The sequence below is a fragment of the Nocardiopsis aegyptia genome (assembly GCF_013410755.1).
Classification (GTDB): Bacteria; Actinomycetota; Actinomycetes; order Streptosporangiales; family Streptosporangiaceae; genus Nocardiopsis; species Nocardiopsis aegyptia.
Window position 1 is genome coordinate 2,217,568 of sequence record NZ_JACCFS010000001.1, and the last position, 23,687, is coordinate 2,241,254.

Annotated in this window: 22 protein-coding genes and 3 tRNA genes; 11 read left to right on the plus strand and 14 right to left on the minus strand. The window is 72.6% G+C overall.

The window, feature by feature from the left end:
* Positions 1 to 6: 6 nt before the first annotated feature.
* Positions 7 to 1,749 (plus strand): thiol reductant ABC exporter subunit CydC, encoded by a 1,743-nt coding sequence (gene cydC, locus HNR10_RS09920; protein WP_179829646.1) that lies wholly within the window; start codon positions 7 to 9, stop codon positions 1,747 to 1,749.
* Between the two features lie 18 nt (positions 1,750 to 1,767).
* On the opposite strand, the gene HNR10_RS09925 is transcribed toward cydC, so the two are convergent.
* Complete coding sequence (locus HNR10_RS09925) at positions 1,768 to 2,313, minus strand: Uma2 family endonuclease (RefSeq protein WP_246406148.1); 546 nt, start codon at positions 2,311 to 2,313, stop codon at positions 1,768 to 1,770.
* Positions 2,314 to 2,453: 140 nt separating this feature from the next.
* Here HNR10_RS09925 and HNR10_RS09930 point away from each other — a divergent pair, with 140 nt between their 5' ends.
* Positions 2,454 to 3,356: an EI24 domain-containing protein gene (locus HNR10_RS09930; RefSeq protein WP_179822608.1), complete on the plus strand. Its 903-nt coding sequence runs from the start codon at positions 2,454 to 2,456 to the stop codon at positions 3,354 to 3,356.
* A 72-nt stretch (positions 3,357 to 3,428) separates the two neighbouring features.
* Here HNR10_RS09930 and HNR10_RS09935 read toward each other — a convergent pair whose 3' ends face one another.
* The 4 genes from HNR10_RS09935 to HNR10_RS09950 all read right to left on the minus strand — a co-directional run bounded on the left by HNR10_RS09935 (position 3,429) and on the right by HNR10_RS09950 (position 7,690).
* Positions 3,429 to 4,550: a D-alanine--D-alanine ligase family protein gene (locus HNR10_RS09935; protein WP_179822610.1), complete on the minus strand. Its 1,122-nt coding sequence runs from the start codon at positions 4,548 to 4,550 to the stop codon at positions 3,429 to 3,431.
* A 61-nt stretch (positions 4,551 to 4,611) separates the two neighbouring features.
* The gene (locus tag HNR10_RS09940; RefSeq protein WP_179822611.1) at positions 4,612 to 5,829 is read right to left on the minus strand and encodes a trans-sulfuration enzyme family protein; all 1,218 of its coding nucleotides are present in this window, start codon (positions 5,827 to 5,829) and stop codon (positions 4,612 to 4,614) included.
* A gap of 11 nt (positions 5,830 to 5,840) precedes the next feature.
* On the minus strand, positions 5,841 to 6,896 hold the full coding sequence (locus HNR10_RS09945; RefSeq protein WP_179829647.1) for an NAD(P)H-dependent glycerol-3-phosphate dehydrogenase: 1,056 nt from the start codon (positions 6,894 to 6,896) through the stop codon (positions 5,841 to 5,843).
* An 8-nt stretch (positions 6,897 to 6,904) separates the two neighbouring features.
* Positions 6,905 to 7,690 carry a lysophospholipid acyltransferase family protein gene (locus HNR10_RS09950; protein ID WP_179822613.1) on the minus strand — a complete coding sequence of 262 codons (786 nt, stop codon included), beginning with the start codon at positions 7,688 to 7,690 and terminating at the stop codon, positions 6,905 to 6,907.
* Between the two features lie 215 nt (positions 7,691 to 7,905).
* On the opposite strand from HNR10_RS09950, the gene cofC reads away from it, so the two are divergent.
* A complete protein-coding gene (cofC, locus tag HNR10_RS09955; protein ID WP_179822615.1) occupies positions 7,906 to 8,616 on the plus strand; it encodes a 2-phospho-L-lactate guanylyltransferase in 711 nt (236 codons plus the stop codon).
* Between the two features lie 158 nt (positions 8,617 to 8,774).
* On the opposite strand, the gene HNR10_RS09960 is transcribed toward cofC, so the two are convergent.
* From HNR10_RS09960 to leuC, 3 genes are all read right to left on the minus strand, one after another.
* The gene (locus tag HNR10_RS09960) at positions 8,775 to 9,056 is read right to left on the minus strand and encodes an HU family DNA-binding protein (RefSeq protein WP_053616070.1); all 282 of its coding nucleotides are present in this window, start codon (positions 9,054 to 9,056) and stop codon (positions 8,775 to 8,777) included.
* A gap of 350 nt (positions 9,057 to 9,406) precedes the next feature.
* Positions 9,407 to 9,997: a 3-isopropylmalate dehydratase small subunit gene (leuD, locus tag HNR10_RS09965; RefSeq protein ID WP_179822617.1), complete on the minus strand. Its 591-nt coding sequence runs from the start codon at positions 9,995 to 9,997 to the stop codon at positions 9,407 to 9,409.
* Positions 9,998 to 10,024: 27 nt separating this feature from the next.
* Entirely contained in the window at positions 10,025 to 11,431 is a 1,407-nt protein-coding gene (leuC, locus tag HNR10_RS09970; RefSeq protein WP_179822618.1) for a 3-isopropylmalate dehydratase large subunit, read from the minus strand.
* A 145-nt stretch (positions 11,432 to 11,576) separates the two neighbouring features.
* Here leuC and HNR10_RS09975 point away from each other — a divergent pair, with 145 nt between their 5' ends.
* The 7 genes from HNR10_RS09975 to HNR10_RS10005 all read left to right on the plus strand — a co-directional run bounded on the left by HNR10_RS09975 (position 11,577) and on the right by HNR10_RS10005 (position 18,534).
* Positions 11,577 to 12,251 (plus strand): IclR family transcriptional regulator, encoded by a 675-nt coding sequence (locus HNR10_RS09975; RefSeq protein WP_053616073.1) that lies wholly within the window; start codon positions 11,577 to 11,579, stop codon positions 12,249 to 12,251.
* 76 nt (positions 12,252 to 12,327) lie between these two features.
* Positions 12,328 to 12,765 (plus strand): hypothetical protein, encoded by a 438-nt coding sequence (locus HNR10_RS09980; RefSeq protein ID WP_179822622.1) that lies wholly within the window; start codon positions 12,328 to 12,330, stop codon positions 12,763 to 12,765.
* A gap of 186 nt (positions 12,766 to 12,951) precedes the next feature.
* Positions 12,952 to 13,803, plus strand: coding sequence for a M24 family metallopeptidase (locus HNR10_RS09985; protein ID WP_179822624.1), 852 nt, complete (start codon positions 12,952 to 12,954; stop codon positions 13,801 to 13,803).
* The gene (locus HNR10_RS09990) at positions 13,800 to 15,533 is read left to right on the plus strand and encodes an SDR family oxidoreductase (RefSeq protein ID WP_179822625.1); all 1,734 of its coding nucleotides are present in this window, start codon (positions 13,800 to 13,802) and stop codon (positions 15,531 to 15,533) included. The genes HNR10_RS09985 and HNR10_RS09990 overlap by 4 nt, the downstream gene beginning before the upstream one ends.
* 57 nt (positions 15,534 to 15,590) lie before the next feature.
* A complete protein-coding gene (locus HNR10_RS09995; protein ID WP_179822627.1) occupies positions 15,591 to 16,550 on the plus strand; it encodes a metal-dependent hydrolase in 960 nt (319 codons plus the stop codon).
* Complete coding sequence (locus tag HNR10_RS10000) at positions 16,547 to 17,755, plus strand: PDR/VanB family oxidoreductase (RefSeq protein ID WP_376769746.1); 1,209 nt, start codon at positions 16,547 to 16,549, stop codon at positions 17,753 to 17,755. Before HNR10_RS09995 ends, HNR10_RS10000 begins: the two co-directional genes overlap by 4 nt.
* Before the next feature lie 164 nt (positions 17,756 to 17,919).
* Positions 17,920 to 18,534 (plus strand): TetR/AcrR family transcriptional regulator, encoded by a 615-nt coding sequence (locus HNR10_RS10005; RefSeq protein WP_179822629.1) that lies wholly within the window; start codon positions 17,920 to 17,922, stop codon positions 18,532 to 18,534.
* 81 nt (positions 18,535 to 18,615) lie between these two features.
* On the opposite strand, the gene HNR10_RS10010 is transcribed toward HNR10_RS10005, so the two are convergent.
* The 6 genes from HNR10_RS10010 to HNR10_RS10035 all read right to left on the minus strand — a co-directional run bounded on the left by HNR10_RS10010 (position 18,616) and on the right by HNR10_RS10035 (position 22,535).
* Positions 18,616 to 18,688 (minus strand) — tRNA-Glu (locus HNR10_RS10010).
* Between the two features lie 110 nt (positions 18,689 to 18,798).
* A tRNA-Glu gene (locus tag HNR10_RS10015) sits at positions 18,799 to 18,874 on the minus strand.
* Between the two features lie 46 nt (positions 18,875 to 18,920).
* Positions 18,921 to 18,992 (minus strand) — tRNA-Gln (locus tag HNR10_RS10020).
* A gap of 148 nt (positions 18,993 to 19,140) precedes the next feature.
* On the minus strand, positions 19,141 to 20,589 hold the full coding sequence (gene gltX / locus HNR10_RS10025) for a glutamate--tRNA ligase (protein ID WP_179822630.1): 1,449 nt from the start codon (positions 20,587 to 20,589) through the stop codon (positions 19,141 to 19,143).
* Positions 20,590 to 20,695: 106 nt separating this feature from the next.
* On the minus strand, positions 20,696 to 21,655 hold the full coding sequence (locus tag HNR10_RS10030; protein ID WP_179822632.1) for a GDSL-type esterase/lipase family protein: 960 nt from the start codon (positions 21,653 to 21,655) through the stop codon (positions 20,696 to 20,698).
* Between the two features lie 79 nt (positions 21,656 to 21,734).
* Positions 21,735 to 22,535: a fumarylacetoacetate hydrolase family protein gene (locus HNR10_RS10035; RefSeq protein WP_179822634.1), complete on the minus strand. Its 801-nt coding sequence runs from the start codon at positions 22,533 to 22,535 to the stop codon at positions 21,735 to 21,737.
* Between the two features lie 272 nt (positions 22,536 to 22,807).
* Between HNR10_RS10035 and HNR10_RS10040 the strand changes: the two genes are divergently transcribed.
* Complete coding sequence (locus HNR10_RS10040; RefSeq protein ID WP_179822635.1) at positions 22,808 to 23,671, plus strand: DUF3152 domain-containing protein; 864 nt, start codon at positions 22,808 to 22,810, stop codon at positions 23,669 to 23,671.
* The last annotated feature ends 16 nt before the right edge of the window (positions 23,672 to 23,687 follow it).

A 23,687-nucleotide genomic window follows, 5' to 3' on the forward strand; every position in this document is an offset into this window, starting at 1 on the left:
TGGCGGATGATCGCGCTGGCCTGGCCGCGCGGCGGCCGGTTCGCGCTGGGCGTGCTGCTCGGCGCGTTCGCCACCGGCGCGGGCGTGGCCCTGCTCGCCGTGGCGGCGTGGATGCTCGCCACGGCGGCGAACCACCCGTCGATCACGGCGCTGAGCGTGGCCGTGGTCGCCACCCGGGCGCTGGGAGTGACCCGCGGCGTCGCCCGGTACCTGGAACGGCTGGTGACCCACGACGCCGCGTTCCGCACGCTCGCCGAGGTGCGGGTGCGTGTGTACGAACGGCTGGCGGCCACCGAGCCCTTCGGCCGCTTCCGGTCGGGTGACCTGGTGTCGCGGCTGGTCAACGACACCGAGGCGACCCTGGACCTGCTGGTGCGCGGGCTCACGCCGCCGCTGATCTCGGTGGTGACGGGCGGGGCGACGGTCCTGTTCCTGACCGCCGTGTACGCGCCGGGCGGGCTGCTGCTCGCCGCCGGGCTCCTGCTGGCCGGGCTCGCGGTGCCGCTCGCCGCGGCCGCCCTGGGGCGCGGCCCCGGGCGCCGCCAGTCGCGCGCCCGCGGTGAGCTATCGACGGCCCTGGTGGACACGCTGCACGGCGCGCCGGACCTGGTCGCCTACGGGGCGATGGACCGGCAGGTCGAGCGTGTCCACGCGGCCGACGCGGAGCTGACCCGCCTGGCGCGGCGCGACGCCGCCGTCCTGGGGCTGGGTGCCGGGGCGAGCGCCCTGATCACCGGGCTGACGGTGTGGGGCGCCCTGCTGCTGGGGGTGGCCGCCGTCGAGGGCGGGACGCTGAGCGCCGTGTCGCTGGCGGTGCTGGTGCTGACGACCCTGGCGGCGTTCGAGATCGTGGCGCCGCTGCCCGCGGTCGCCGCGAAGCTGGGCGCGATCCGCGAGAGCGGCGCGCGGCTCTTCGGCGTCCTGGACGTCCCCGCCGCGACCGCGGCCCCGCCCACCCGTCGCCCACCACCACCCCCAACGGACGCCTTCGGCGCGGAGCCTACTCCTGCCGGACTGGACCCCGACGGGGACCCCACGGTACTGATCCGCGACCTGCGGGTGCGCTACGGGCCCCGGGAGCCGTGGGCCCTGGACGGGGTGGACCTGGAGATCCCGGCCGGGTGGACGGTCGCCGTGGTGGGGCCGAGCGGCGCGGGCAAGAGCACGCTGGCGTCGGTGCTGCTGCGCTTCCGCGACCCGGACGGCGGGAGCGTGTCGATCGGCGGCGCCGACATCACGTCCTACCCGGCCGACGAGGTGCGCGCGGTGGTCTCGGGGGTGCCGCAGGACCCGCACGTGTTCGCCTCGACCCTGCGGGAGAACCTGAGGCTGGCCCGCCCGGGCGCACCGGACGGAGAGTTGTGGGCGGCGCTGCGGCGGGCGCGCCTGGCCGACGAGGTCGCGGCGATGCCCAAGGGGCTGGACACGCTGGTGGGCACGCACGGGCTGGGGCTGAGCGGGGGGATGGTGCAGCGGCTGGCGCTGGCCCGCGCGGTGCTGGCGGCGCCGCGCGTGCTGGTGCTGGACGAACCGACGGCGCACCTGGACCCGGACGCGCGCGACGCGGTGGTGGCCGACCTGCTCGACGCCGTCGAGGACTACTCCACCCTGCTCATCACGCACGACCTGACGGGGTTGGAGCGGGTGGACCGGATCTACGTGGTCCGCGAGGGAAGGGTGCTCCAGGAGGGTACGCACGCGGAGCTGGCGGAGGCCGACGGGTGGTACCGGGACGTGCTGACGCCCTGAGGGCGGCGACAGGGGCGGTCACGTCAGAAGCGGTGTCGCGTCGATCTCCAGGTTGAAGGGTGCGGGAAGCTTCACGGACGTACCGGGAACCGCTCGTGCGACGTCCAGGTACTCGCCCTTCTCGGGGTTCGAGAACAACGCGATCTCGCTCTTGCGTGGATCGATCACCAGGTACAGAGGAACTCCCGCCGTGGCGTAGCCCTTCACCTTGGCCTGCCAGTCATGGAGGGCGCTACTCGGGGAGACGACCTCGACCGCCAACTCCAAGTCCTCGGCGGGAAGAATCCAATCCGACTCTTCCCAGCTCTCCTCCTCCCCTGGTGTCTCAGGTAGAAGTGCGAGGTCGGGCACGTAGCGATCACCGGTCTCGGTGATCTCCAGGGTCAGCGTCTGGTACGCCTCCAGACCTTCGGGCATGGAGCGGTCAAGCGCCCGTTCGAGGCGCCTGATGATCTTGCTGTGCCGGAAAGTCGGTGTCGGCGACACGATGATGCTCCCGTCGATGATCTCCGAGCGGTAACCATCGGGGAGTTTGAGGCTTTCATGCAGCGTGGGAAGGTCCATCGTGGTTTCCTCCACCCGCTCTTGAGTCGCACAGACCATGTGTACCCCCTGCGGTGTTCGGAACGCACCGAGCGTAGCGAGAGCACAGGCCCAGAGTACGCCTTTTCCGTGATTTCCCAGAGATCCCCTAGGGTTCCTGCGTGGCCACTTTCTTCCGTGAGATCTTCGGCGGAGTCGGCGCCCTGGCGCGCGGCTTCGTCCTGCTGCTGCGCAAGCCCCGGCTGTTCCTGCTGGGCGCCGTGCCCCCCTTGATCACCTCGCTGCTATTCCTCGCCCTGTTCGTGGCGCTGGTCCTCAACGTGGAGGACTTCGCCACCTGGGCGACCCCCTTCTCCGAGGGCTGGGACCCCGTGTGGCGGGGCCTCGTGCGGGGAGCCGTCGCCGTCGGCACGGTGGTGGGCAGCGTCCTGCTGATGGTCGTCACCTTCACGACGATCACGCTGACGCTCGGCTCCCCCATCTACGACAAGATCGGCGAACTGGTCGAGAAGGAGCTGGGGAACGCGCCCGAGCCCCACGAGGAGCCGCTGGCGGCCTCGATCGCACGCGCGATCCGGCAGTCCCTGGTGATCGTGTTCGCGTCGCTGCTGGTGACCGTCGTCGTGTTCGCCATCGGATTCGTCCCGCTGGCGGGCCAGGTGGTCGGCGCGGTCCTGGCGGCGGTCCTGGGCGGGTGGCTGCTCGGCATCGAGCTCGTGGGCGGCGCCTTCGACCGGCGCGCGATGCTGCGGCTGCGCGACCGGCAGCGCTTCCTCCGGACCCGGCGACTGCGCACCCTGGGCTTCTCCGTGCCGACGTACTTCCTGCTCGCGATCCCGTTCGTCGCGGTCGCGGTGTTCCCGGCCGCCGCCGCGGGCGGCACGATCCTGGCGCGCCAGCTCTTCGACGCCAACCCGGAGCTGATGCCCGCGCCGCGGCCGCCCCAGGGACCCCGGGTGCCGCCGGGAGCGCACGGACCCCAGAGCTCGCTCGGGCAGCACGGACCGCAGGTGCCGGGACCGCCTCCGCCGCACCAGTACCCCCCGTACCCGCAGCACCCGTAGGGCTCCGCGCGGAGTCCGCGCACGCGAAGGGGCGGGTGGCCGACCGGCCACCCGCCCCTCGTCGTTTCCCGCTCAGCGCAGGCCGGGGCTGCGGCGCAGTGCCGTGGTGATCATGCGGTCCACCAGGGTCGCGTAGTCCACGCCCGTGGCGCCCCACATCTGCGGGAACGCCGAGGCCGGGGTGAAGCCGGGCATCGTGTTGAGCTCGTTGACGAGGACCTCGCCGTCCTCGGTGTAGAAGAAGTCCACGCGGGCCAGGCCCTCGCAGCCCATCGCCTCGAAGACCTCGGCCGCCATCGCGCGCAGCCGCGCGGTGGCCTCCTCCGGGATCCCCGCCGGGATGGTGAGGCTGCTGCTGGACAGGTACTTGGCCTCGAAGTCGTAGAAGTCGAAGCCCTCGGCCACGTGCACCTCGGCCGGGAAGGACACGTCCGGCGTCCCGCCGTCCTCGGCCTCCAGCACGCCGCACTCGACCTCGCGGCCCACGACCTGCGCCTCGACGAGCACCTTGGGGTCGTGCTCGCGGGCGGCCTCCACCGCCGCGACGACCGCGTCGGTGTCGGAGGAGTCGCCGACCTTCGTGATGCCCACGCTGCTGCCCGCCCGGGCGGGCTTGACGAACACGGTCTCGCCGAGCTCGGCGACGTCGTCCAGCACCTTCTTGCGCTCGTTGCGCCACTGCCGGTCCGAGATCGCCACGAAGTCGCTGGTGGGGATCCCGTTGCCGACGAGCATGGCCTTCATGAAGACCTTGTCCATGGCGGCCGCGCTGGAGAAGACGCCGGCGCCCGCGTAGCGCACGCCCATCATCTCGAACAGCCCCTGGATGGTGCCGTCCTCGCCGAACGGCCCGTGCAGCAGCGGCAGCACGACGTCGACCTCGGCCAGGCGACGCGGCCCGTCGGCGGGGTCGACCACCATCAGCTGGCCCGCGGCGTCGAAGGGCAGCGCCAGGTCGGCACCGTCCTCGGGCACGCTGGGCAGCGCCTTGGTCCCCTCGTCGATGCGCAGGCGCTCGGGGTCACCGGAGGTGAGCACCCAGTTGCCGGAACGCGTGATCCCCACGGGGACCACCTCGTAGCGGTCGTGGTCGATGACGGACAGGACGCTGCCCGCGGTGACGCAGGAGATCTCGTGTTCGGAACTACGCCCGCCGAAGACGACGGCGACCCGAATCTTGCGCTGCTCGGACATGCTGCCTGACCCTATCTCGCCAAAGGATGGAACCGGAACCGGGAGGATTCCCCCATCAGCGTCAGCCACGCGTGGTCAGCGCGGTGAGTGCGTCCCTGATGAGGTCCTGGGGGTCCTCCAGGCCGATGGAGAAGCGCACCGCGCCCGGGGAGATGCCCGCCGCCGCCAGCTCGGCGTCGTTCATGTTCCGGTGCGAGGTGGAGGCCACGTGACCGGCCAGCGTGTGCGTCCCGCCCAGGGACGCCGCGATCGTGGCGACCCGCAGCCGGTCGGCGAAGGCCATCCCGGCCTCCCAGCCGCCGCGCGGGTGCACGGTGACGACCGCGCCCGCGCGGCCGTCGTCGAAGAGCTTGCCCGCCAGCTCCGCCTGCGGGTGGGACGCCAGCGACGGGTGGTCGACGCGCTCGACCTCGGGGTGCCCCTCCAGCGCGGCGGCGAACGCCGCGGCCGTGGCGCACTGGCGGGCGACCCGCAGCGGCAGGGTCTCCAGCCCCCGGTGCAGCAGGTAGGCCTCGTCCGGGGCCAGGCACGGCCCCAGGTCCACCCGCGCCGACCGCACACGGGCCATCAGCTCGGGTGCGCCCACGGCGATCCCGCCGGTGGTGTCGCTGTGGCCGCCGAGGTACTTGGTGGCCGAGTGCACCACGATGTCGGCGCCGAACTCCAGGGGCCGGCACACCGCGGGCGAGGCGAACGTGGAGTCCACGACCAGCGCCGCGCCTGCCTCCCGTGCGATCCGGGCCAGCCCCGGCACGTCGGAGACGGTCATCGTGGGGTTGGACAGCGTCTCGGTGAACACCACACGGGTGTCCGGGCCGACCGCGGCGCGCACGGCGTCCAGGTCGGTGATGTCCACGAAGTCCGTGCGCACCCCGAACCGGCGCAGCAGCCCGTCCAGCAGCGAGTACGTGTTGCCGTAGATGGAACGGGCCGCCACGACGTGGGAGCCCGCCTCCGTGAGCGCCATGAGCACGGTGCTGATCGCCGCCATGCCCGACGCGAACGCCTGGCCGCGCACGCGCTCGGGGAGCCCGGCCCCCTCCAGCGCGGCGACCGCGTCGGCGAAGGCGTCGACGGTGGGGCTGTCGATGCGCGCGTAGGAGTAGCCCTCACGGCTGCCCGCCAGCACGTCCGCGTACTCCTGGGAGGTGTCGAACGCGTAGGTCGTGGCGCGGTGGACCGGCATGCGCATCGGACGCTCGGCGGGAACCGGCGCCGGCGGCGGCGACACCGCCCGCGTGTACTCGCCCGCGGATCCGGACGACGGTGTGTGTGACATCGTGCTCGCTCTCAGACCCCGTACCGCTCGGGCTTGCTGCTGCGCGCCATGAAGGCCGTGAGGGCCTCGGCGGGGCTCAGGTCGTGGTGCAACATCTTGACGACGGCCTCGGTGATCGGCAGGTCGACGCCGTGCCGCCAGCCGAGTTCGAGGATCGACTCGGAGGACTTGACCCCCTCGGCGGTCTGCTTCGTCTCCGCGATGACCTGTTCGAGGGTCTGGCCCGCGCCCAGTTTCTCACCGAAGGTCCGGTTCCGCGACAAGGGCGACGAGCATGTCGCCACGAGGTCGCCCATCCCGGCCAGGCCGGACAGCGTGTGCTCGTCGGCGCCGAGGGCCACCGCCAGGCGCGTGGTCTCGGCCAGGCCCCGGGTGATGAGCGAGGCCTTGGTGTTGTCGCCGAAGCCCATGCCCTCGGCCATGCCCACGGCGAGCCCGATGACGTTCTTCATCGCGCCGCCGATCTCCACGCCCACCAGGTCGGTGCTGGTGTAGGGGCGGAAGTAGGCCGACTTGAACAGCGACTGCAGCCGGACCGCGGTCTCCTCGTGCGGGCAGGCCACCACGGCGGTGGCGGGCTGGCGCTCGGCGATCTCGCGGGCCAGGTTGGGGCCCGAGACCACGGCGACGCGCTCCTCGGGGAACTCCAGCACCTCGGCGATGATCTGGCTGACCCGCGAGAGCGTGCCGAGCTCCACGCCCTTCATCAGGCTGACGATCACCGCGTCCTCGCGCAGGTGGGGCCGCCACTCCACGAGGTTGCCGCGCAGGGTCTGCGAGGGGACGGCGAGCACCACGACGTCGGCGTCGGACAGCGCCTTGGCGGCGTCGTCGGTCGCGGTCAGGCGGGGGTTGAGGTCGATCCCGGGGAAGTAGTCCGGGTTCTGCGAGGTCCGGTTGACCGCCTCGACCACCGAGGCCCGCCGCCCCCACAGCACGACCTCGACGGCCGGCGCCTCCGGATGACGCTCCCGCGCCAGGTCGGCCGCGTCCGCGATGATGTTCGCGAACACGGTTCCCCAGGAACCCGCGCCGAGAACGGCGATCCTCACGTTGTCGGTGCCCATGGGTGCCGTCATGCCTCCGTGCTGTTCTTGCCGTCGTCGGACTCGCGCTCGGCCCGCTTGGCGGCCTCGGCCGCCTCGATCCGGGCGCGCTTGAGGTCGTAGGGCACCGCCGGCGGCTCCTCCTGGCGGATCTCCGCCTGGAGCCGGGTGATCTCCCGCATGATCGCCTCGGTGGCCTCCGTCAGGAGCGTGGCGGTCAGGGGCTTGCCCTCGAACGCGGACAGGTCCACCGGCGGACCGGCGTTGAACGTCACGCGCTTGCGCGGGAAGGCGCTGAACTTCTTCTGACCGTAGGGCAGGATGTGCTGCTCGCCCCAGTGCGCCACGGGGATGATCGGCACTCCGGACGTGAGCGCCAGGCGGGCGACCCCGGTCTTGGCCGTCATGGGCCACAGGTGCGGGTCCCGCGTGCAGGTGCCCTCGGGGTAGAAGATGACCGACGACCCGTCCCTGGTGAGGGCCAGTTCGGCCTCGTGCAGGGCCTTGACCGCGTCGGTGCTGCCGCGCTTGATGGGGATCTGGCCGGTGCTGGCGGCGACGGACCGCACCACGGGGATGCGCATGACGGAGTCCTTCATGGTGAAGGTCGGCCAGCGCCGCGCACCGATGTAGAGGAAGTGCGCGACCGTGAGCGGGTCGAACGTCGACAGGTGGTTGGCCGCGATGATCACGCCGCCCTCGGCGGGCACGTTCTCGGTGCCCCGCCACTCCGGCTTGGTGATGAACCAGAGGAAGAAGCGCACGATGCGCGAGACGACCGCCTTCACCCACCGCGATTCTCGTTGCTTGGCCACGGGACTCCTCACTCCTTCGCTCCCGGCCTCGGCGGTCACAGGAGCACAACCGGTTCAGTCTAGGGCGTGTCCGACTGATCGGACTCCGCTCGCGTGTCGCACTCGGGCAGGTCACGGGTCCGACACTCGCCAGGGCCCCCGCGCCGCGCCGACCGCGGGGCGCCTACCCTCTAACCTCATCACTGTCGTGGCCGTACCGACGTCCCGGGGGAAGCGTGACCGGATCTGGTGAGCGAGGCGGGGGCGGGCGCTCCGGGGGGCGCTGGTCCCTGATCGTCCCAGTCAAGCACCTCGGGCGCGCGAAGTCCCGGCTGGCCCGGGCGGTGGGACCCCATCGGGAGGACCTGGCGCTCGCCGTGGCCTGCGACACGGTGGCCGCCGCGCGCTCGGCGACGGGTGTGGCGGTGGTGTTCGCGGTGACCGACGACGCCCGCGCGGGCGGTGCTCTGGCCGCTCTGGGCGCGGTGGTGGTCGGCGGAGAGCCCGGGACGGGGCTGAACCCGGCGCTGGCGCACGGCGCGGCCGTCGCCCGGGCCCGGCGGCCGGACCTGGGGGTGTGCGCGCTGTCGGCCGACCTGCCCGCGCTGCGCCCCGAGGAACTGGACCGGGTGCTGGCCGCCGCGGGCGCCCACGGCCGGTCGTTCCTGCCCGACGCGCCGGGTGTGGGGACCACGTTGTTCGCCGCTTCGGTCGGCCATCCGTTCACTCCCGCGTTCGAGGGGGCCTCGCGCGCCCGTCACCTGAGCGTGGGAGCTCGTGAGCTGGACGTACCCGGCACGGCCTCGGTCCGGCGGGACGTGGACACCCCCCAGGACCTGCGTGCCGCTGTGGAGCTGGGAGTGGGCCCGCGGACCCGGGAGCTGTGGGACCGCCTCGGACCCCGTTCGCGCTTCGAGGAAGGATGCTGCGCCGAAGGCGTCCGTTGAGGGCGGTAGCCCACACACCCGCGCAGCGCCCCGTGGGCGATGGCGGGCGACGGGTGGGCTGCGCCGAAGGCGTCCGTTGTGGGTGGTGACAGCGTTCCGCCCGGGCCCTCATGGGAGGACCCGGGCGGAACGCGACCCGTCGCCGTGTGGCGGTGGGCCTACTTCTTCTCCCCGTTGACCAGAGCCTTGAAGTCAGCGCCGGCGCGGAACTTCGGGACGAAGCTCGCGGGGACGTTGATCGTGGCGCCGGTGGCGGGGTTGCGCGCGGTGCGGGCCGCGCGCTCGGACTTCTCGAATACGCCGAAGCCGGTGATGGCCACCTTGTCGCCCGACGCCACCGTGGCCTGAATGGTCTCAAGCACAGCGTTGACCGCTTCGGTGGCGGTCTTCTTGTCTCCGAGTCGATCGGAGATCGCGTCGATCAGGTCACGCTTGTTCATAAGGTTCCTCCGGTTCCCCCTTGCTCGCACGAAATTAGGGGAAGCAGAGGCCCTTACACAAATACAAACGCCTGCGGAGAAGGCGTGTCGGGCCTCCGACCACCTGCTCGGACACCCTCTGTAGGCTTCCCGTGTACCCGACCGCGTCCATCACACGAGTCCCATTTGCCCCCGTGTGTGAGGCTCAAAAGCCTACGTATAACCGGATTCCGGACACTCGCCACGCCGACCATAAGGGTGGTTACCTCGTAAGCGAGGGATCACACCAAGTAAAGGTAAAATATTTCGGGACCGGCGGGTGTGCTGCGTCACATCACCCCCCGATCCCGTCCCAGAACGTGATCCGAGCCCTACAGGGTCACCGGCATCCAGGGCTTGCGCGTCTGCTCGAAGGTCCCGATCTCGTCGGTGTGGCGGAGCGTGAGGGCGATGTCGTCCAGGCCCTCCAGCAGCCGCCAGCGCGTGTAGTCGTCCAGCTCGAACGGCTCCCGGACGCCGGGAGCGCGCACCTCGCGGGCGACCAGGTCCACGGTCACCTCGGTGGCGGGGTCGGCCTCGATGGCCGCCCACAGCCGGTCGATGACCTCCTGGGGCAGCAGGACGGTCAGCAGACCGCCCTTGAGCGAGTTGCCACGGAAGATGTCGGCGAAGCGCGACGACAGCACGGTCTTGAAACCGTAGTCCTGCAGGGCCCACACGGCGTGCTCGCGCGAGGAGCCGGTACCGAAGTCCGGGCCCGCCACCAGCACGGACGCGCCCTGGTACTCCGGGCGGTTCAGTACGAAGTCCGGGTCGCTCTTGCGCCACTCGGCAAACAGGCCGTCCTCGAACCCGGTCCGGCTCACCCGCTTGAGGTAGACGGCCGGGATGATCTGGTCGGTGTCGACGTTGCTGGCGCGCAGCGGCACGGCCCGACCGGTGTGGACGTCGAATTTCTCCATGGGAGGTCTCTCCTAACGGGTCGGACGCTACTGAGCGACCAGGTCGGCGGGCGAGGACAGGGTGCCGCGCACCGCGGTGGCGGCGGCGACCTGCGGAGACACCAGGTGGGTGCGTCCGCCGCGCCCCTGGCGGCCCTCGAAGTTGCGGTTGGAGGTGGAGGCGCTGCGCTCGCCCGGCTTGAGCTGGTCGGGGTTCATACCCAGGCACATCGAGCAGCCCGCCTCGCGCCACTCGGCGCCGGCCTCCTCGAAGATCCGGCCGAGGCCCTCCTCGTTGGCCTGCTCCTTGACCCGCATGGAGCCGGGCACGACGAGCATGCGCACGCCGTCGGCGACCTTGCGTCCGCGGATGATCTCGGCCGCGGTGCGCAGGTCCTCGATCCGGCCGTTGGTGCACGAGCCGAGGAAGACCGTGTCCACCTTGACCTCGCGCATCGGCGTGCCGGCCTCGAGGTCCATGTACGCCAGCGCCTTCTCGGCGGCGGCGCGCGCGGAGGGGTCCTCGTAGGACGCGGGGTCGGGCACGACGGAGTCCAGGGACACGCCCTGGCCGGGGTTGGTGCCCCAGGTGACGAAGGGGCTGAGCTCGTCGGCGTCCAGCTCGACCTCGGCGTCGAACTCGGCGCCCTCGTCGGTGCGCAGGCTCTTCCAGTGCTCGACGGCGGCCTCGAAGTCCGCGCCCTTGGGAGCGTGGGGGCGGCCCTCGATGTAGTCGAACGTGGTCTGGTCCGGCGCGATCATGCCGGCCCGGGCGCCCGCCTCGATGGACATGTTGCACACCGTCATCCGGGCCTCCATGGACAGGGCCTCGATGGCCTCGCCCCGGTACTCGATGACGTAGCCCTGGCCGCCGCCGGTGCCGATCTTGGCGATGACCGCGAGGATGATGTCCTTGGCCGAGACACCCGGCTTGAGCGACCCGTTGACGGTGACGGACATGGTCTTGAAGGGGGCCATCGCCAGCGTCTGGGTGGCCAGGACGTGCTCGACCTGGCTGGTGCCGATGCCGAAGGCGAGCGCGCCGAACGCGCCGTGGGTGCTGGTGTGGCTGTCGCCGCAGACGACGGTCATACCGGGCTGGGTCAGGCCGAGCTGGGGGCCGACCACGTGCACGACGCCCTGGTCGATGTCGCCCATGGGGTGCAGGCGCACGCCGAAGTCGGAGCAGTTCTTGCGCAGCGTCTCGACCTGCTTGCGGGAGACGGGGTCGGCGATGGGCGCGAGGAGGTCCATCGTGGGGACGTTGTGGTCCTCCGTGGCGATGGTCAGGTCGGGGCGGCGCACGGGCCGTCCGGCCAGACGCAGCCCCTCGAAGGCCTGCGGGCTGGTCACCTCGTGAACGAGGTGGAGGTCGATGTAGAGCAGATCCGGCTCGCCGTCGGCGCGTCGGACGACGTGCTCCTCCCAGACCTTCTCGGCCATCGTGCGTGCCATGGGCGCTCGCCTCTCTCGTTGCGTCACGGGCCCGTCTCGTCACCGACCGCGCGGGGGTCGACTTGCATTCCACATTTCGAGACGGCAATATCAAGCCATGGACAACTCTAGCTCATCCAGCGGCGTCGGTGTCCTGGACAAGACGATGTCCGTTCTCGACGCCCTGGAATCGGGACCGGCATCCCTGGCGCAACTGGTGCAGATCACCGGCCTGGCCCGCCCGACGGCCCACCGCCTGGCCGTCGCCCTGGAGCGGCACCGCATGGTCACCCGCGACAGCCAGGGCCGGTTCGTGCTGGGACCGCGCCTGGGCGAACTCTCCATCGCCACCGGCGAGGACCGGCTGCTGGCCGTCGCCGCGCCGGTCCTGGTCCAGCTGCGCGACCTGACCGGGGAGAGCGCGCAGCTCTACCGCCGCCAGGGGGACGCGCGCGTGTGCGTGGCCGCCTCCGAGCGCAGCAGCGGCCTGCGGGACACCGTCCCGGTGGGCAGTGAGCTGCCGATGAACGCCGGGTCCGCCGCGCAGGTGCTGCTCGCGTGGGAGGACTCCGACCGGATCCGCCGCTCCCTGGTGGGCGCGCGGTTCACCGCCGCAGGACTGGCCCAGGTGCGCCGCCGCCGCTGGGCCCAGAGCGTCGCCGAGCGCGAGCAGGGCGTCGCCTCGGTGTCGGCGCCCGTGTCCGGCCCCGGCGGACGCGTCATCGCCGCCGTGTCGGTCTCCGGCCCGATAGAGCGTCTGACCCGCTCCCCCGGACGCATGCACTCCCAGGCCGTGATGTCGGCCGCCGAGAAGATCAGCGAGTCACTGCACGGGGCCTGAGACCCGACGAGGCCGCACGGCCCCCTCCCCGCGCCCTCGAGGCAAAGCCGCCCCGCCCACTGCTAGCATCCGCCGCATGCCCTCCGGACCCCTGACCCGAGCCGACCTCCCGGAACTGCACCCCATCGTCCGCCCGAGACCGGTGACCCCGCCGGACCGGCTGTGGAGCGCCGAGGACTGGGAACGCATCCGGCACGGACTCGAGGCACCGACCATGGAGGACAGGTGGGTCGCACTGGTCGAGGACGACCGGCTCCACCTGCACCGGAGCTGGACCGGCTACGGGATGTTCGAGGCGGACTTCGCGACGAAGGGGACCGGTCGGCGGATCGTCGGGGCTCGTGGTGAAGGGGTCCCCGAGGACGGCGCGGACCTGCACGGCCTCTTCCTCGAACTTCTCATCGTCGGGCCCCTGCTGAAGCAGGACGCGCGGGACCTGTGGCGGCGGTTCACCGCACTGGGCGGTCTCTCCGCGCTGGGCAGGACCAGTACCACCGGACTCCCGAAGCTCTGAGCTGCGGGGCCTCCGAGCGCCCCTGAGGTCGGTATCGACCAACCCACAGGCGGCACCCCACTCCGGGGTGCCGCCCTCTGTCGTTTCCGTGCCGCGTATCCGAATGGCGGAGCACCCCGGACCAGCCCCCGCGAAAACAGGGACGCACCCATGGACTCTTATTGACACGATGTCTAACATGACACCATGTCTCACACGAATGTGACCGAGGCCACGGACGCCGATCTGGACGGCTTTCGCGACCTCCAACAACTCGCCTACCGCGCCGCCGGGGACGTGGCGGCGACCCTCGAACCCGGCGTCACGGAACGCGAGGCGGCCCGGCGCGTCCGCGCCCACCTCGAAGGGCACGGGGTCCAGGACTGGTTCCACACCCCCTTCGCCTGGTTCGGCGACCGCACCGCCTTCCGCGGCTTCCGGACCCCGCTCCAGTTCTTCCCGAGCGGGCGCCGACTGGAGGAGGGCATGCCGTTCATCCTCGACTGCGCCCCGGTCCGGGACGGGTACGTCGCCGACATCGGCTACTCCGGCTACCTCGGGGAGAACGCCCTCCACGACCGCCTCATGGACGACCTGCGCGCGCACCGGCGGCTCATCGTCGAGCGCGTGCGCGCGGGCGACACCCTCCAGGACATCTACCGGGCCGTGGACGGCCTCATCCGCGACCAGGGGTACGACAACCGGCACCGCGTCTACCCCGGCCGGGTCATCGCCCACCAGGTCGGCAGGGTGCGCTCACGCCTGCCCCGGGCCGTCGTCGCGGGCTTCGGTGTCCGCTCCCTGCAGACCCTCATCGGCGACCTCCTCGTGGAGCGCGTGCACCACCGCTCGCCCCTGTGGGCGGACGGCGACATCTCCGCCCACCCCGCCACCCCCGGCCTGTGGGCGGTGGAGCCCCACATCGGCTTCCGCGACATCGGCGTGAAGTTCGAGGAGATCCTCGTCGTCACCGGGGACGACGCCCACTGGCTCGACGACGACCTGCCGCACGTGCGCCGGTGGGACGCCCAGGCCCCGACCAGCCCGGAGAACCGATGAGCACCCGCCCCCACACCTACGTCACCGCCTCGGACGGGCAGCGCCTGGCCGTCCGCACCGCGGGGAACCCCGACGGCCCCACCCTGCTGCTGGTCCACGGCTACCCCGACAACTCCTCCGTCTGGGACGCCTTCGCGGCGGAGTTCACCGCCGACCACCGCGTCGTCACCCTCGACGTGCGCGGCGCCGGGCACTCCACCGCCCCCGACGACCGCTCCGGCTACCGGCTGGACCAGCTCGCCGACGACATCGTCACCGTGGCCGACACCGTCAGCCCCGGCTCGCCCGTGCACCTGGTCGGCCACGACTGGGGCGCCATCCAGTCCTGGCACGCGGTCACCGAACCCCGGCACGCCCACCGGTTCGCCTCCTACACCGCCGTGTCGGGCCCCGACCTCGACCACGCGGGCCACTGGCTGCGCACCCGCCCCGACGGAGTCCGCGCCGCCCTGCGCCAGGCGGTGCGCTCCGGCTACATCGGCTTCTTCCACCTGCCCGTGGTCCCCGAGGCCGCGTGGCTGACCGGGGTCGGCGGCCTGGCCCTGTCCGCCCTCGAACGGATCGGCGGCGGCCCGCACACGCCCGCGCGGCGCGGCACCCGGGACTATCTCAACGGCCTGGCGCTGTACCGCGCCAACATGGCCCGGCGCCTCCTGCGGCCGGTCGAGCGGCGCACGGACGTGCCCGTGCAGGTCCTCGCGCCCACGGACGACGCGTTCATGGTCGACCAGATCCAGTCCAATGCCGGCCGGTGGGTCCGCGACCTGCGCTTCCACCGCTTCCACGGCGGGCACTGGACACTGCGCTCCCGCCCGGCCGCCGTGGCCGCCCGTGTGCGCGCCCTCGTGGCCGAGGTCGAGTCCGGCCGCCGGCGCCCCGAGCGGGCGCTCACCGCCCAGCAGGCCCGCCGGCACGGCGGCGCCTTCGCCGGCCAGGTCGCCGTGGTCACCGGCGCGGGCAGCGGCATCGGCCGGTCGCTGTGCTTCGAACTCGCCGAGCGCGGCGCCCGGGTCGTCGCCGTGGACGTCAACGGCCCCGCCGCCGAACGCACCGCCGAACTCGCCGACCTGCTCACACCGGGGGCCGCCGCCCGGCGGGTGGACGTCACCGACGCCGCCGCGACGGACCGGCTCGCGGCATGGGTGCGCGAGGAGTACGGCGTCCCGGACCTGGTGGTCAACAACGCCGGCATCGGCGTGGCCGGGCCGTTCCTGGAGACGACCGCGCAGGACTGGGAGCGGGTCGTGGACGTCAACCTGTGGGGCGTGGTCCACGGCTGCCGCGCCTTCGCCCCGATGATGGTGGCCGCCGGCGGAGGCGGCCGCATCGTCAACACCGCGTCGGCCGCCGCCTACCTGCCCTCCCGCGTCTACGGCGCCTACGCCACCACCAAGGCGGCCGTCCTCATGCTGAGCCGCAGCCTGCGCGGTGAGCTCGCCGGCCACGGCGTCGGCGTCACCGCCGTGTGCCCCGGGCTCGTGGACACCGGCATCATCTCCGGCGCACGGCTGTCCGGCCTGGGCGAGGCCTCCGCCGCGAAGGACCGGCTCAACCGCCTGTACCGGATGCGCGGCTACACGCCGGAGAAGGCGGCGGCGCGCATCGCGGACGCCCTCCAGCACGGCCCGGAGGTCCTCCCGGTCACGGGCGAGGCGCACCTGGGCCTGCTGCTGTCCCGGCTCAGTCCCCGCGCGCTCCGGGCCGCCGCCCGCGTGGCCCCGCCCGTCTGAGGCCCCCGTGCCCCTTCCACTCCCACCCGCGCCGCCGAAACCCCCAGGAGGCCGACCATGACCACAGGACCCGTCCGCACGGGCGCCGCCGAACCACCTCCAGACGAACCGGACCGCCTCGTCCTCAACGCCCGCGACGTCGAGTTCGACTGGAGCCGGCTCGACCTGCACTGGATCCCCGGCGAACCCTTCGCCACCCACGTCATCAACGTCCTGCACCTGTTGCTGCCCGAGGGCGAACGCTGGTTCGTCGAGGTCTTCAAGCAGGCCGTCCCCCTCATCACCGACGACCGGCTCCGCGAGGACGTGCTGGGCTTCATCGGCCAGGAGGCCGTCCACGCCGAGGCGCACGCGGGCGTCCTCGACCACATGGACGCCCACGGGCTCGACCCGACCCCCTACGTCGAGCAGATCGCCTGGATGTTCCGGGTCGTGCTCGGCGACCGCGAGCTGACCGGGCGCCGCGCCGAGTCCTGGCTGCGCACCCGGCTCGCCGTCATCGCCGGGATCGAGCACTACACCGCCGTGCTCGGCCAGTGGGTGCTGGACGCCGAGGAGCTGGACGCGGCCGGCGCCGACCCCACCATGCTCGACCTGCTGCGCTGGCACGGCGCCGAGGAGGTCGAGCACCGGTCGGTCGCCTTCGACCTCTACACGCACGTGGACGGGGGCTACCGCCGCCGCGCCCTGGCCATGGGCGTCGCGGCGGCCGCGCTCGCCGTCCTGTGGGTGCGCGGCACCGCGTTCCTCCTCCGCAACGACCCCTACCTGCGGGGACGTGTCGACGGACGACGGCCGCGCGCCTCGTGGGCACTGCGCGACGGCCGGCGCGGACTGATCCCGCACCTGGGGCGCCTGGCCCGCGCCGTGCCGGAGTACCTGCGCTGCCGCTACCACCCCTCACAGCACGGGTCCACCAGCCAGGCGGTCGCCTACCTGGCCGTCTCCCCCGCCGCCCGCGCGGCCGAGGCCGCCGAGCGGGCCGCCGCGGCCCCGGCTCCGGGGAGCGACCAGTGAGCGCCGCGGACCGTCCCGGTGCCGCCGGCCGCCCGGAGGCCCGGGACACCGGGGACACCGGGGACACCGCGGACACCGGGGGCGCCGCGGACGCCGGTGCCCCCGACGGGTCGGCCACGGGCGACCGGGTCAGGCACAGCGCCGCCCGCTACGCGCACCCGCGCCCGCCGGTCGCGCTGTTCCGCCGCTCGGGACCGGACCGCCTCATGCTCGGGCTCCAGGGCCTCGCCTCGGCGGTGGAACCGCTCACCGCGCGCCTGCCCCCGGGTCACCGCGTCCCGGAGCCGGCCGGTGACCTGCGCGTCCGCGTGGCCCGCGTGGAGCGGCCGGTGCCGGACGTCGCCGTGCTCACCCTGGTCCCGGACCGCCCCGGGGACCGGCTGCCCGCGTGGCAGCCCGGCCACCACGTGGACGTGGTCCTGGCGGGCGGCGTCGTGCGCCAGTACTCGCTCAACGGCGACCCCCGGGACCGCGACCGCTACCGGATCGCGGTCCGCCGGGTCCCCGGCGGCACCGGGTCCGCCCTGGTCCACGCCCTGGCCGAGGGCGACACGCTCGGGCTGCGCGGGCCGCGCAACGCGTTCCCGTTCGCCCGCGCCGAGCGCTACCTGTTCGTCGCGGGCGGCATCGGCCTCACCCCGATCCTGCCGATGGTGTGGGCGGCGCACCGCGCGCGGGCGCCGTTCCGCCTCGTGTACACCGGCCGCTCGCGGGCGAGCATGCCCTTCGTCGACGAACTCCCCGAGGGCGCCGACACGGCCGTGCGCCCCGACGACGAGTACGGCCCTCCCGACCCCGCCCGGATCCTGGGCGGGCTCGCCGAGGGGACCGCGGTCTACGTCTGCGGTCCGGCGCCCCTGATCGACGCCCTGCGCGGGCACGTCCCCCCGGGCACGCCGTTCTTCTCCGAACGCTTCGCGCCCGCGCCGATCACGGCCGGCGCCGCCTTCGAGGTGCGGTTGGGCCGGGACGGCCCGGTGGTCCCGGTCGCCGCCGACGAGTCGGCGCTGGAGGCGGTCCGGCGGGTGCGGCCGCGCACCGCCTACTCCTGCCGCCAGGGTTTCTGCGGAACCTGCCGGGTGGGGCTCCTGGAGGGCGAACCCGAGCACCGGGACCGGCCGACGGGCGGTTCGCCGCGCGGCGCGGAGTTCGCCCTGTGCGTCTCCCGTGCCGGAGAGGGGGAGCGGATCGTCCTCGACGTGTGAGTCCCGTGCCGAGGCGGTAGGTTCGGGAGTCCGATGGCACAGGCACGTTGACGGAGGTCATGACCGCGGTGGTGTCCCACAGAACCGATCCCCACCTGGCGCGGGCGGGACGACGGTCGGAGGGTCCGGCGAAGGCGCCGGGCACCGGGCGGCGGCCACGCCGCATGGCGCCACAGGAACGCCGGGAGGACCTCATCCGGACGGCCCTGCTCGTCTTCGCGCGCCGTCCTCCGGGCGAGGTCACCCCGGAGGAGATCGCCGAGGAGGCGGACGTGTCCCGGGCCCTGGTCTACCGCTACTTCCCCAACATGGCGGAGCTGCGCCGCGAGGCGCTGGAGCGGGCGATGGACGAGCTCGTGCCGCAACTGGTCCCCCCGCGGGACCTGCCGCCCCTGGACCAGCTGCGGTTCGGCCTGCGCGCGTTCATCGCCTTCGCCGACTCCTACGCCCCGGCCTACGCGGCCCTGCTCAACGGCGGGTCGATGGTGGCCACGGAGGAGACCGAGGCCGAGATCGACCGGGTGCGCGAGGCGGTCCGCCGCCTGGTCCTGGAGCGGGTCGGCATCGCCGAGCCCTCGCCCCGGCTGGTCCTGGCCCTGCGCTGCTGGATCTCGGCCGTGGAGACGGCGGTGATGGTCTGGCTCCACGAGCGCACCATGGCCGCCGACGACCTGGCCGACTGGCTGCTCGACCAGCTCGTCGCCATGCTGGCGTCGTCGGGGGCGCGGGCGGAGGAACTGGGGGCGCTGGCCGCACACACCGGCGGCTCCCCGGGCTGACCGCCGCACGGCCCCGGCCCGGACACGGACGACCCGGACACGGCGAAGGGCCCCACCGCACAGCGGTGGGGCCCTCATCTGTACCCCCGAGCGGATTCGAACCGCCGTTACCGCCTTGAGAGGGCGGCGTCCTAGGCCACTAGACGACGGGGGCCGGACTGGTACGGGTGTGCCCGCAAAACCTGCGGAACCCACTCGAACCGGACATCAGTGACATGCACTGACCAGCAAGAAAGCTCCCACGGTGTGGGAGCCTCTCCCTGTTGGTACCCCCGAGCGGATTCGAACCGCCGTTACCGCCTTGAGAGGGCGGCGTCCTAGGCCACTAGACGACGGGGGCCAGACCACGGATCATCGGATCCGTACGCTTCACCGGAGTGAAACAGCTGGGCTACCAGGACTCGAACCTAGACTAACTGAACCAGAATCAGTCGTGCTGCCGATTACACCATAGCCCAGTGCTTGGGGAGGACCGGTCGCTTTCGCTTCCCTGTCCCCCTCGGCGACGTCGTTAACTCTAGCGGACAATCGGAGTGGTCGCGAACCGAAATCGGGGTGGCCGGGCTGTGGCCCCGGCCACCACCAGCCACCCCGCCCCGGCTCCCCCTACTCCGCGGTGCCGGCGCCCTCCTGGGCGCGCAGCTTCTCCAGGGCGGCGGTGAGGCGCGCCTGGACGCGCTCACGGCCGAGCAGCTCCAGCGACTCGAACAGCGGCAGCCCGACCGTGCGACCGGTGACCGCGACCCGCACCGGTGCCTGTGCCTTGCCGAGCTTGAGCCCCAGCGTGGCGCCCGTCTCCTCGGTCGCCGCCTTGAGAGCGTCGGCCGTCCAGGACAGCTCCGGGTCGGCGAAGCGCGCCAGGGCGGCCTCCACCATCTCCTTGCCCACGCCCGGCTTCATCGCCTTGTTCCAGCTCTTCTCGTCCTCCACCGGCTCGGAGAGGAAGAGGAAGTCCACGTTCGGCACGATCTCGCTGAGCAGCGCCACGCGGCTCTGCGCGAGCGGGGCCACCGCGCGGAAGACCTCCGCGTCGTAGTCGGCCGGGTCCCACGGGACGGCGTCGCCGGTCAGCCACGGCGCGCAGCGCTCGACGAAGTCGTCCACGGACAGCTCGCGGATGTAGTCCCCGTTGAAGGCGCGCAGCTTCTTCTCGTCGAAGAACGCGCTGGAGCTGTTGACGTCCTCGATCCGGAACAGCGGCATCATCTCCGGCCACGGCATGATCTCACGGTCGTCGCCCGGCGCCCAGCCCAGCAGCATGAGGTAGTTGACCATCGCCTCGGGGAGGTAGCCCTCCTCCTGGTAGGACTCCAGGGCGACCTTGTCGCGGCGCTTGGACAGCTTCTTGCGCTGCTCGTTGACGATGACGGGCAGGTGCGCCCACACCGGCGGGGTCAGGCCCAGCGCCTCCCACAGCAGCTGCTGCTTGGGGGTGTTGGACAGGTGCTCCTCGCCGCGGATGACGTGGGTGATGCGCATCTCCACGTCGTCGACCACGTTGGCCAGGACGAACAGCGGAGAGCCGTCGGCGCGCGCGATGACGAAGTCCTCGATGGCGGAGTGGTCGAACTCCACCCGGCCGCGGATCCGGTCGTCGACGACAGTCGGGCCGCCCTCGGGCACGCGGAAGCGCAGCGCCCGGCCGGGGCCGGGCTCCAGGCCGCGGTCGCGGCAGAAGCCGTCGTAGCCCAGGTTCGGGTTGTCGCGGCGCTCCTGGACCATCTCGCGCGTGCAGTCGCAGTAGTAGGCGCGCCCGTTCTTGAACAGGTCCTGCGCGGTCTCACGGTGCTTCTCGGCGTAGGCCGACTGGAAGTAGGGGCCCTCGAAGTGCGGGTCGTCCGCGCCGATGCCGAGCCAGGCGAGCGCGCGGATGATGCCCTCGGTCCACTCGGGCCGGTTGCGGGCGGCGTCGGTGTCCTCCACGCGCAACACCATGCGGCCGTCGGGCCGCTGCTGCGCGAGTGCCCAGTTGAAGAGCGCGGAACGGGCGCCGCCGACATGGAACATGCCGGTGGGGGACGGGGCGAAGCGGGTACGAATCGGAGTCTCAGTCACGGGCCCCAGGGTATCGGCGCCGGGTACCCGAGCAGAGGCAGCGCTGCGCCGCAGGCGTCTGTTGAGGGTGGTGGCGGGCGACGGGAGGGCAGCGCGGACCGCCGGGTCAGGACGGGGCGGGCAGCGGGCGCGGGTAGCTCTCCCCCATGCCGAACTCGGCGGCGAGGACGTCGGCGAAGGCCGCCGCGATCTTCACCTCCCCGCCGGGGTCGGGGTGGGTGCCGTCATAGGTGTCCTCGGCCACGTCCCAGTCCTCGGCTCCCGCGATGTCCAGGCTCACCACGGGCGACGCCTCGGTGCTCAGGTCGGCGGCCACCTCGCGGACGAGTTCGTTGTAGGCGTACTGGCGCAGCGCGAAGCCCTCATCGGTCGCGCCCAGGGCGATGGGCAGGGACTCGGCCAGGACCACGCGCACGTGCGGTTCGCCCTCCCGGGCGCCCGTCACGTACGCGCGCAGCCGGTACTCCATCTCGTCCATGGTGACCGGCCACAGCAGGTCGTTGACGCCGAGCATGACGCACAGCACGTCGGGCCGGTGGACGCGCGCCTCCTCCCGGATCGTGCCGGCGGCGTCGCCGAGGGTGCGGCCCCACAGCGCGTTGTGCTCCTGGTCGAACTCGGGGTCGCGGTACTCCGGGGTGTCCGGGTCGCCGTCGGGGCCGGGCCAGTCGGCACCCTCCGTCGCCTCCGGCACGTCGTCCTCGGGGGCGCTGGGGTCGGCCTCCGGCTCGGTGGGCACCGGCAGGATCATGTCCCGCGAGGCGGGGTCGGTGTAGGGGCCGACGAAGTCCACGTCGCCCACGTGCTCGGAGAGGTGGGTCCACAGGTGGAAGCGCCAGGTCACGTCGCCGTTGGCGCCCTGGGTCATCGAGTCCCCTGCCAGCATCACCCGGCGCGGTGCGGTCATGGAGCCCTCCTGTCCGGTGTCGGTCTCCCCGGGGTCGGTCTCTCCGGGGTCGGTACTGGTCACGGCCCACAGGACCGCAGCGGTGATCACCAGCACGAAGGCGATGGCGCCGGCGGAGAGGAGGGCCGACGGCGAGGGGCTGCGGCGAGGGGTGCTCACGGGAGTGGGAGCCTTCCGGTCGCGGGGGCGGGCGCCGGAACGGCGGGGCGCCGGCCCCCTGGGCCGAGGATGAGTGGGGTCAGTCCCTGGTCACTACGCGGTTGCTGATGGTGCCCACACCCTCCACGGTCACCGAGACCTCCTGCCCGACCTCCAGCGGCCCGACGCCGGCCGGGGTCCCGGTGAGGACGACGTCGCCGGGCAGGAGCGTCATGAACGAGGTCACGTACGCGATGATCGCGGGGATGTCGTGGATGAACTGCGAGGTGTTGCCCTGCTGGCGCACCTCGCCGTCGACGGTGGTGGTGAGGGCGAGGTTCTGGGCCTCCTCGACGCTCATGCCGGTGGTGATCCACGGCCCGATCGGGCAGAAGGAGTCGAACCCCTTGGCGCGGGTCCACTGCTTGTCCGACTTCTGCAGGTCGCGCGCGGTGATGTCGTTGGCGACCGTGTAGCCGAAGATGACGTCCTTGGCGCGTTCGCGGGGCACCTCGCGGCACGGCCGGGAGATGACGATGGCGAGTTCGCCCTCGAAGTCCACGCGCTCGGACACGGGCGGGTAGAACACGGGGTCGCCCGGCCCGGACACGGCGGTGGAGGGCTTGAGGAAGACGACCGGCTCGTCGGTGGTCTCGCCCGTGACGCCCTGCATCTCCGCGACGTGGTCGGCGTAGTTCTTGCCGATGCACACCACCTTGGTGGGCAGGACCGGTGACAGCAGCCGCACGTCCGAAAGCTTCGCCCGTTCCCCCGTCAGTTGGATGTTGCCGAGCAGGGGATGCCCGGTGAGTCGGGCGACGAATTCCTCGCCGCTGTCGGAATCGGACTCCACTAGGCCGAATCCGACCTCGTCACCGACCGCGAACCGTGCGATGCGCACCTCATGCCTCCCAGCAGCCCAGTTGTCTCACGTGCGGTTGCAGGGTATCTCTGCGCGGTCGCGACGGAGTGCCGGACCCGTCCCGGGCGGGGGTGACATGCCGCGCTCTCCGTGCGCGGGGCGACGATCGCACCGATCCGATGACTTTCCTTGGACGATCTGTGAAGCGACATCTGGCATGCTGGGGTCCGTCGTCCGATGTCGAGAGGTTGCGCCTCGTGCCCAAGTCCGCTCAGCCGCCGGCTCGGCACCGCCGACCCCGCAGGTACCCCATGGGACTCGCGCTCGGTCTGTGCCTGGTGTCCGGCGCTTCCGCCATCCTGATGGTCAGCGTGCCCGCGCCCCCGGCCGAGCTGGGCCCGTCCGAGGAGGCCGCGGAGTCCCTGCCCGTCGGCGGCGACGGCTCCGCGTCCGACCGGCGCACGGCTCCCGACGACGATGTGAGCAGCAGTGCCTCGGGCCGCGGCCAGGAGCCGTCCTCGCCCGGCCCCGGTCCCGCGCCCGCGCCCGCGCCGTCCGCCGCCGCGGAGGAGGACGGCGGGGACGAGGAGGCCGAGGAGGAGGTCCCGGTCCTGCTCCGCTCGGTGGAGGAGGAGGTCGACTCCGCCGACGGCGACATGGCGGTCGTGGAGGGCGAGAGCGACGTCATGGGCGAGGGCCCGCTGACGACGTTCACCGTGGAGGTCGAGGAGGGGCTGCCGGGTGAGGCGGAGGACTTCGCCGCCGCCGTCGAGCAGGTCCTGGGCGACCCCCGCAGCTGGGGCAACGACGGGGAGCGCTCGATGCAGCGGGTGGACGGCGACGACGCCGACGTCCGCGTGCTGCTGGCCGCCCCGGACACCGTCGACCGGCTGTGCGCGCCGCTGAACACCAACGGGTACGTCTCCTGCGCCAACGGCAACCGCGCCATCATCAACCAGAACCGGTGGGTGGCGGCCGTCGAGGACTTCGAGGACGACCTGGAGACCTACCGGATCTACGTGATCAACCACGAGGTCGGGCACACCCTGGGCCACGGCCACGTCGACTGCCCGGGCGAGGGCGAGCTCGCGCCCGTCATGCAGCAGCAGACGCTGAGCCTCCAGGGCTGCGAGGCCAACGGCTGGGTCCACCCGGAGAACGACCCCGAGGACTAGGGCGGGTGCGGCGGGC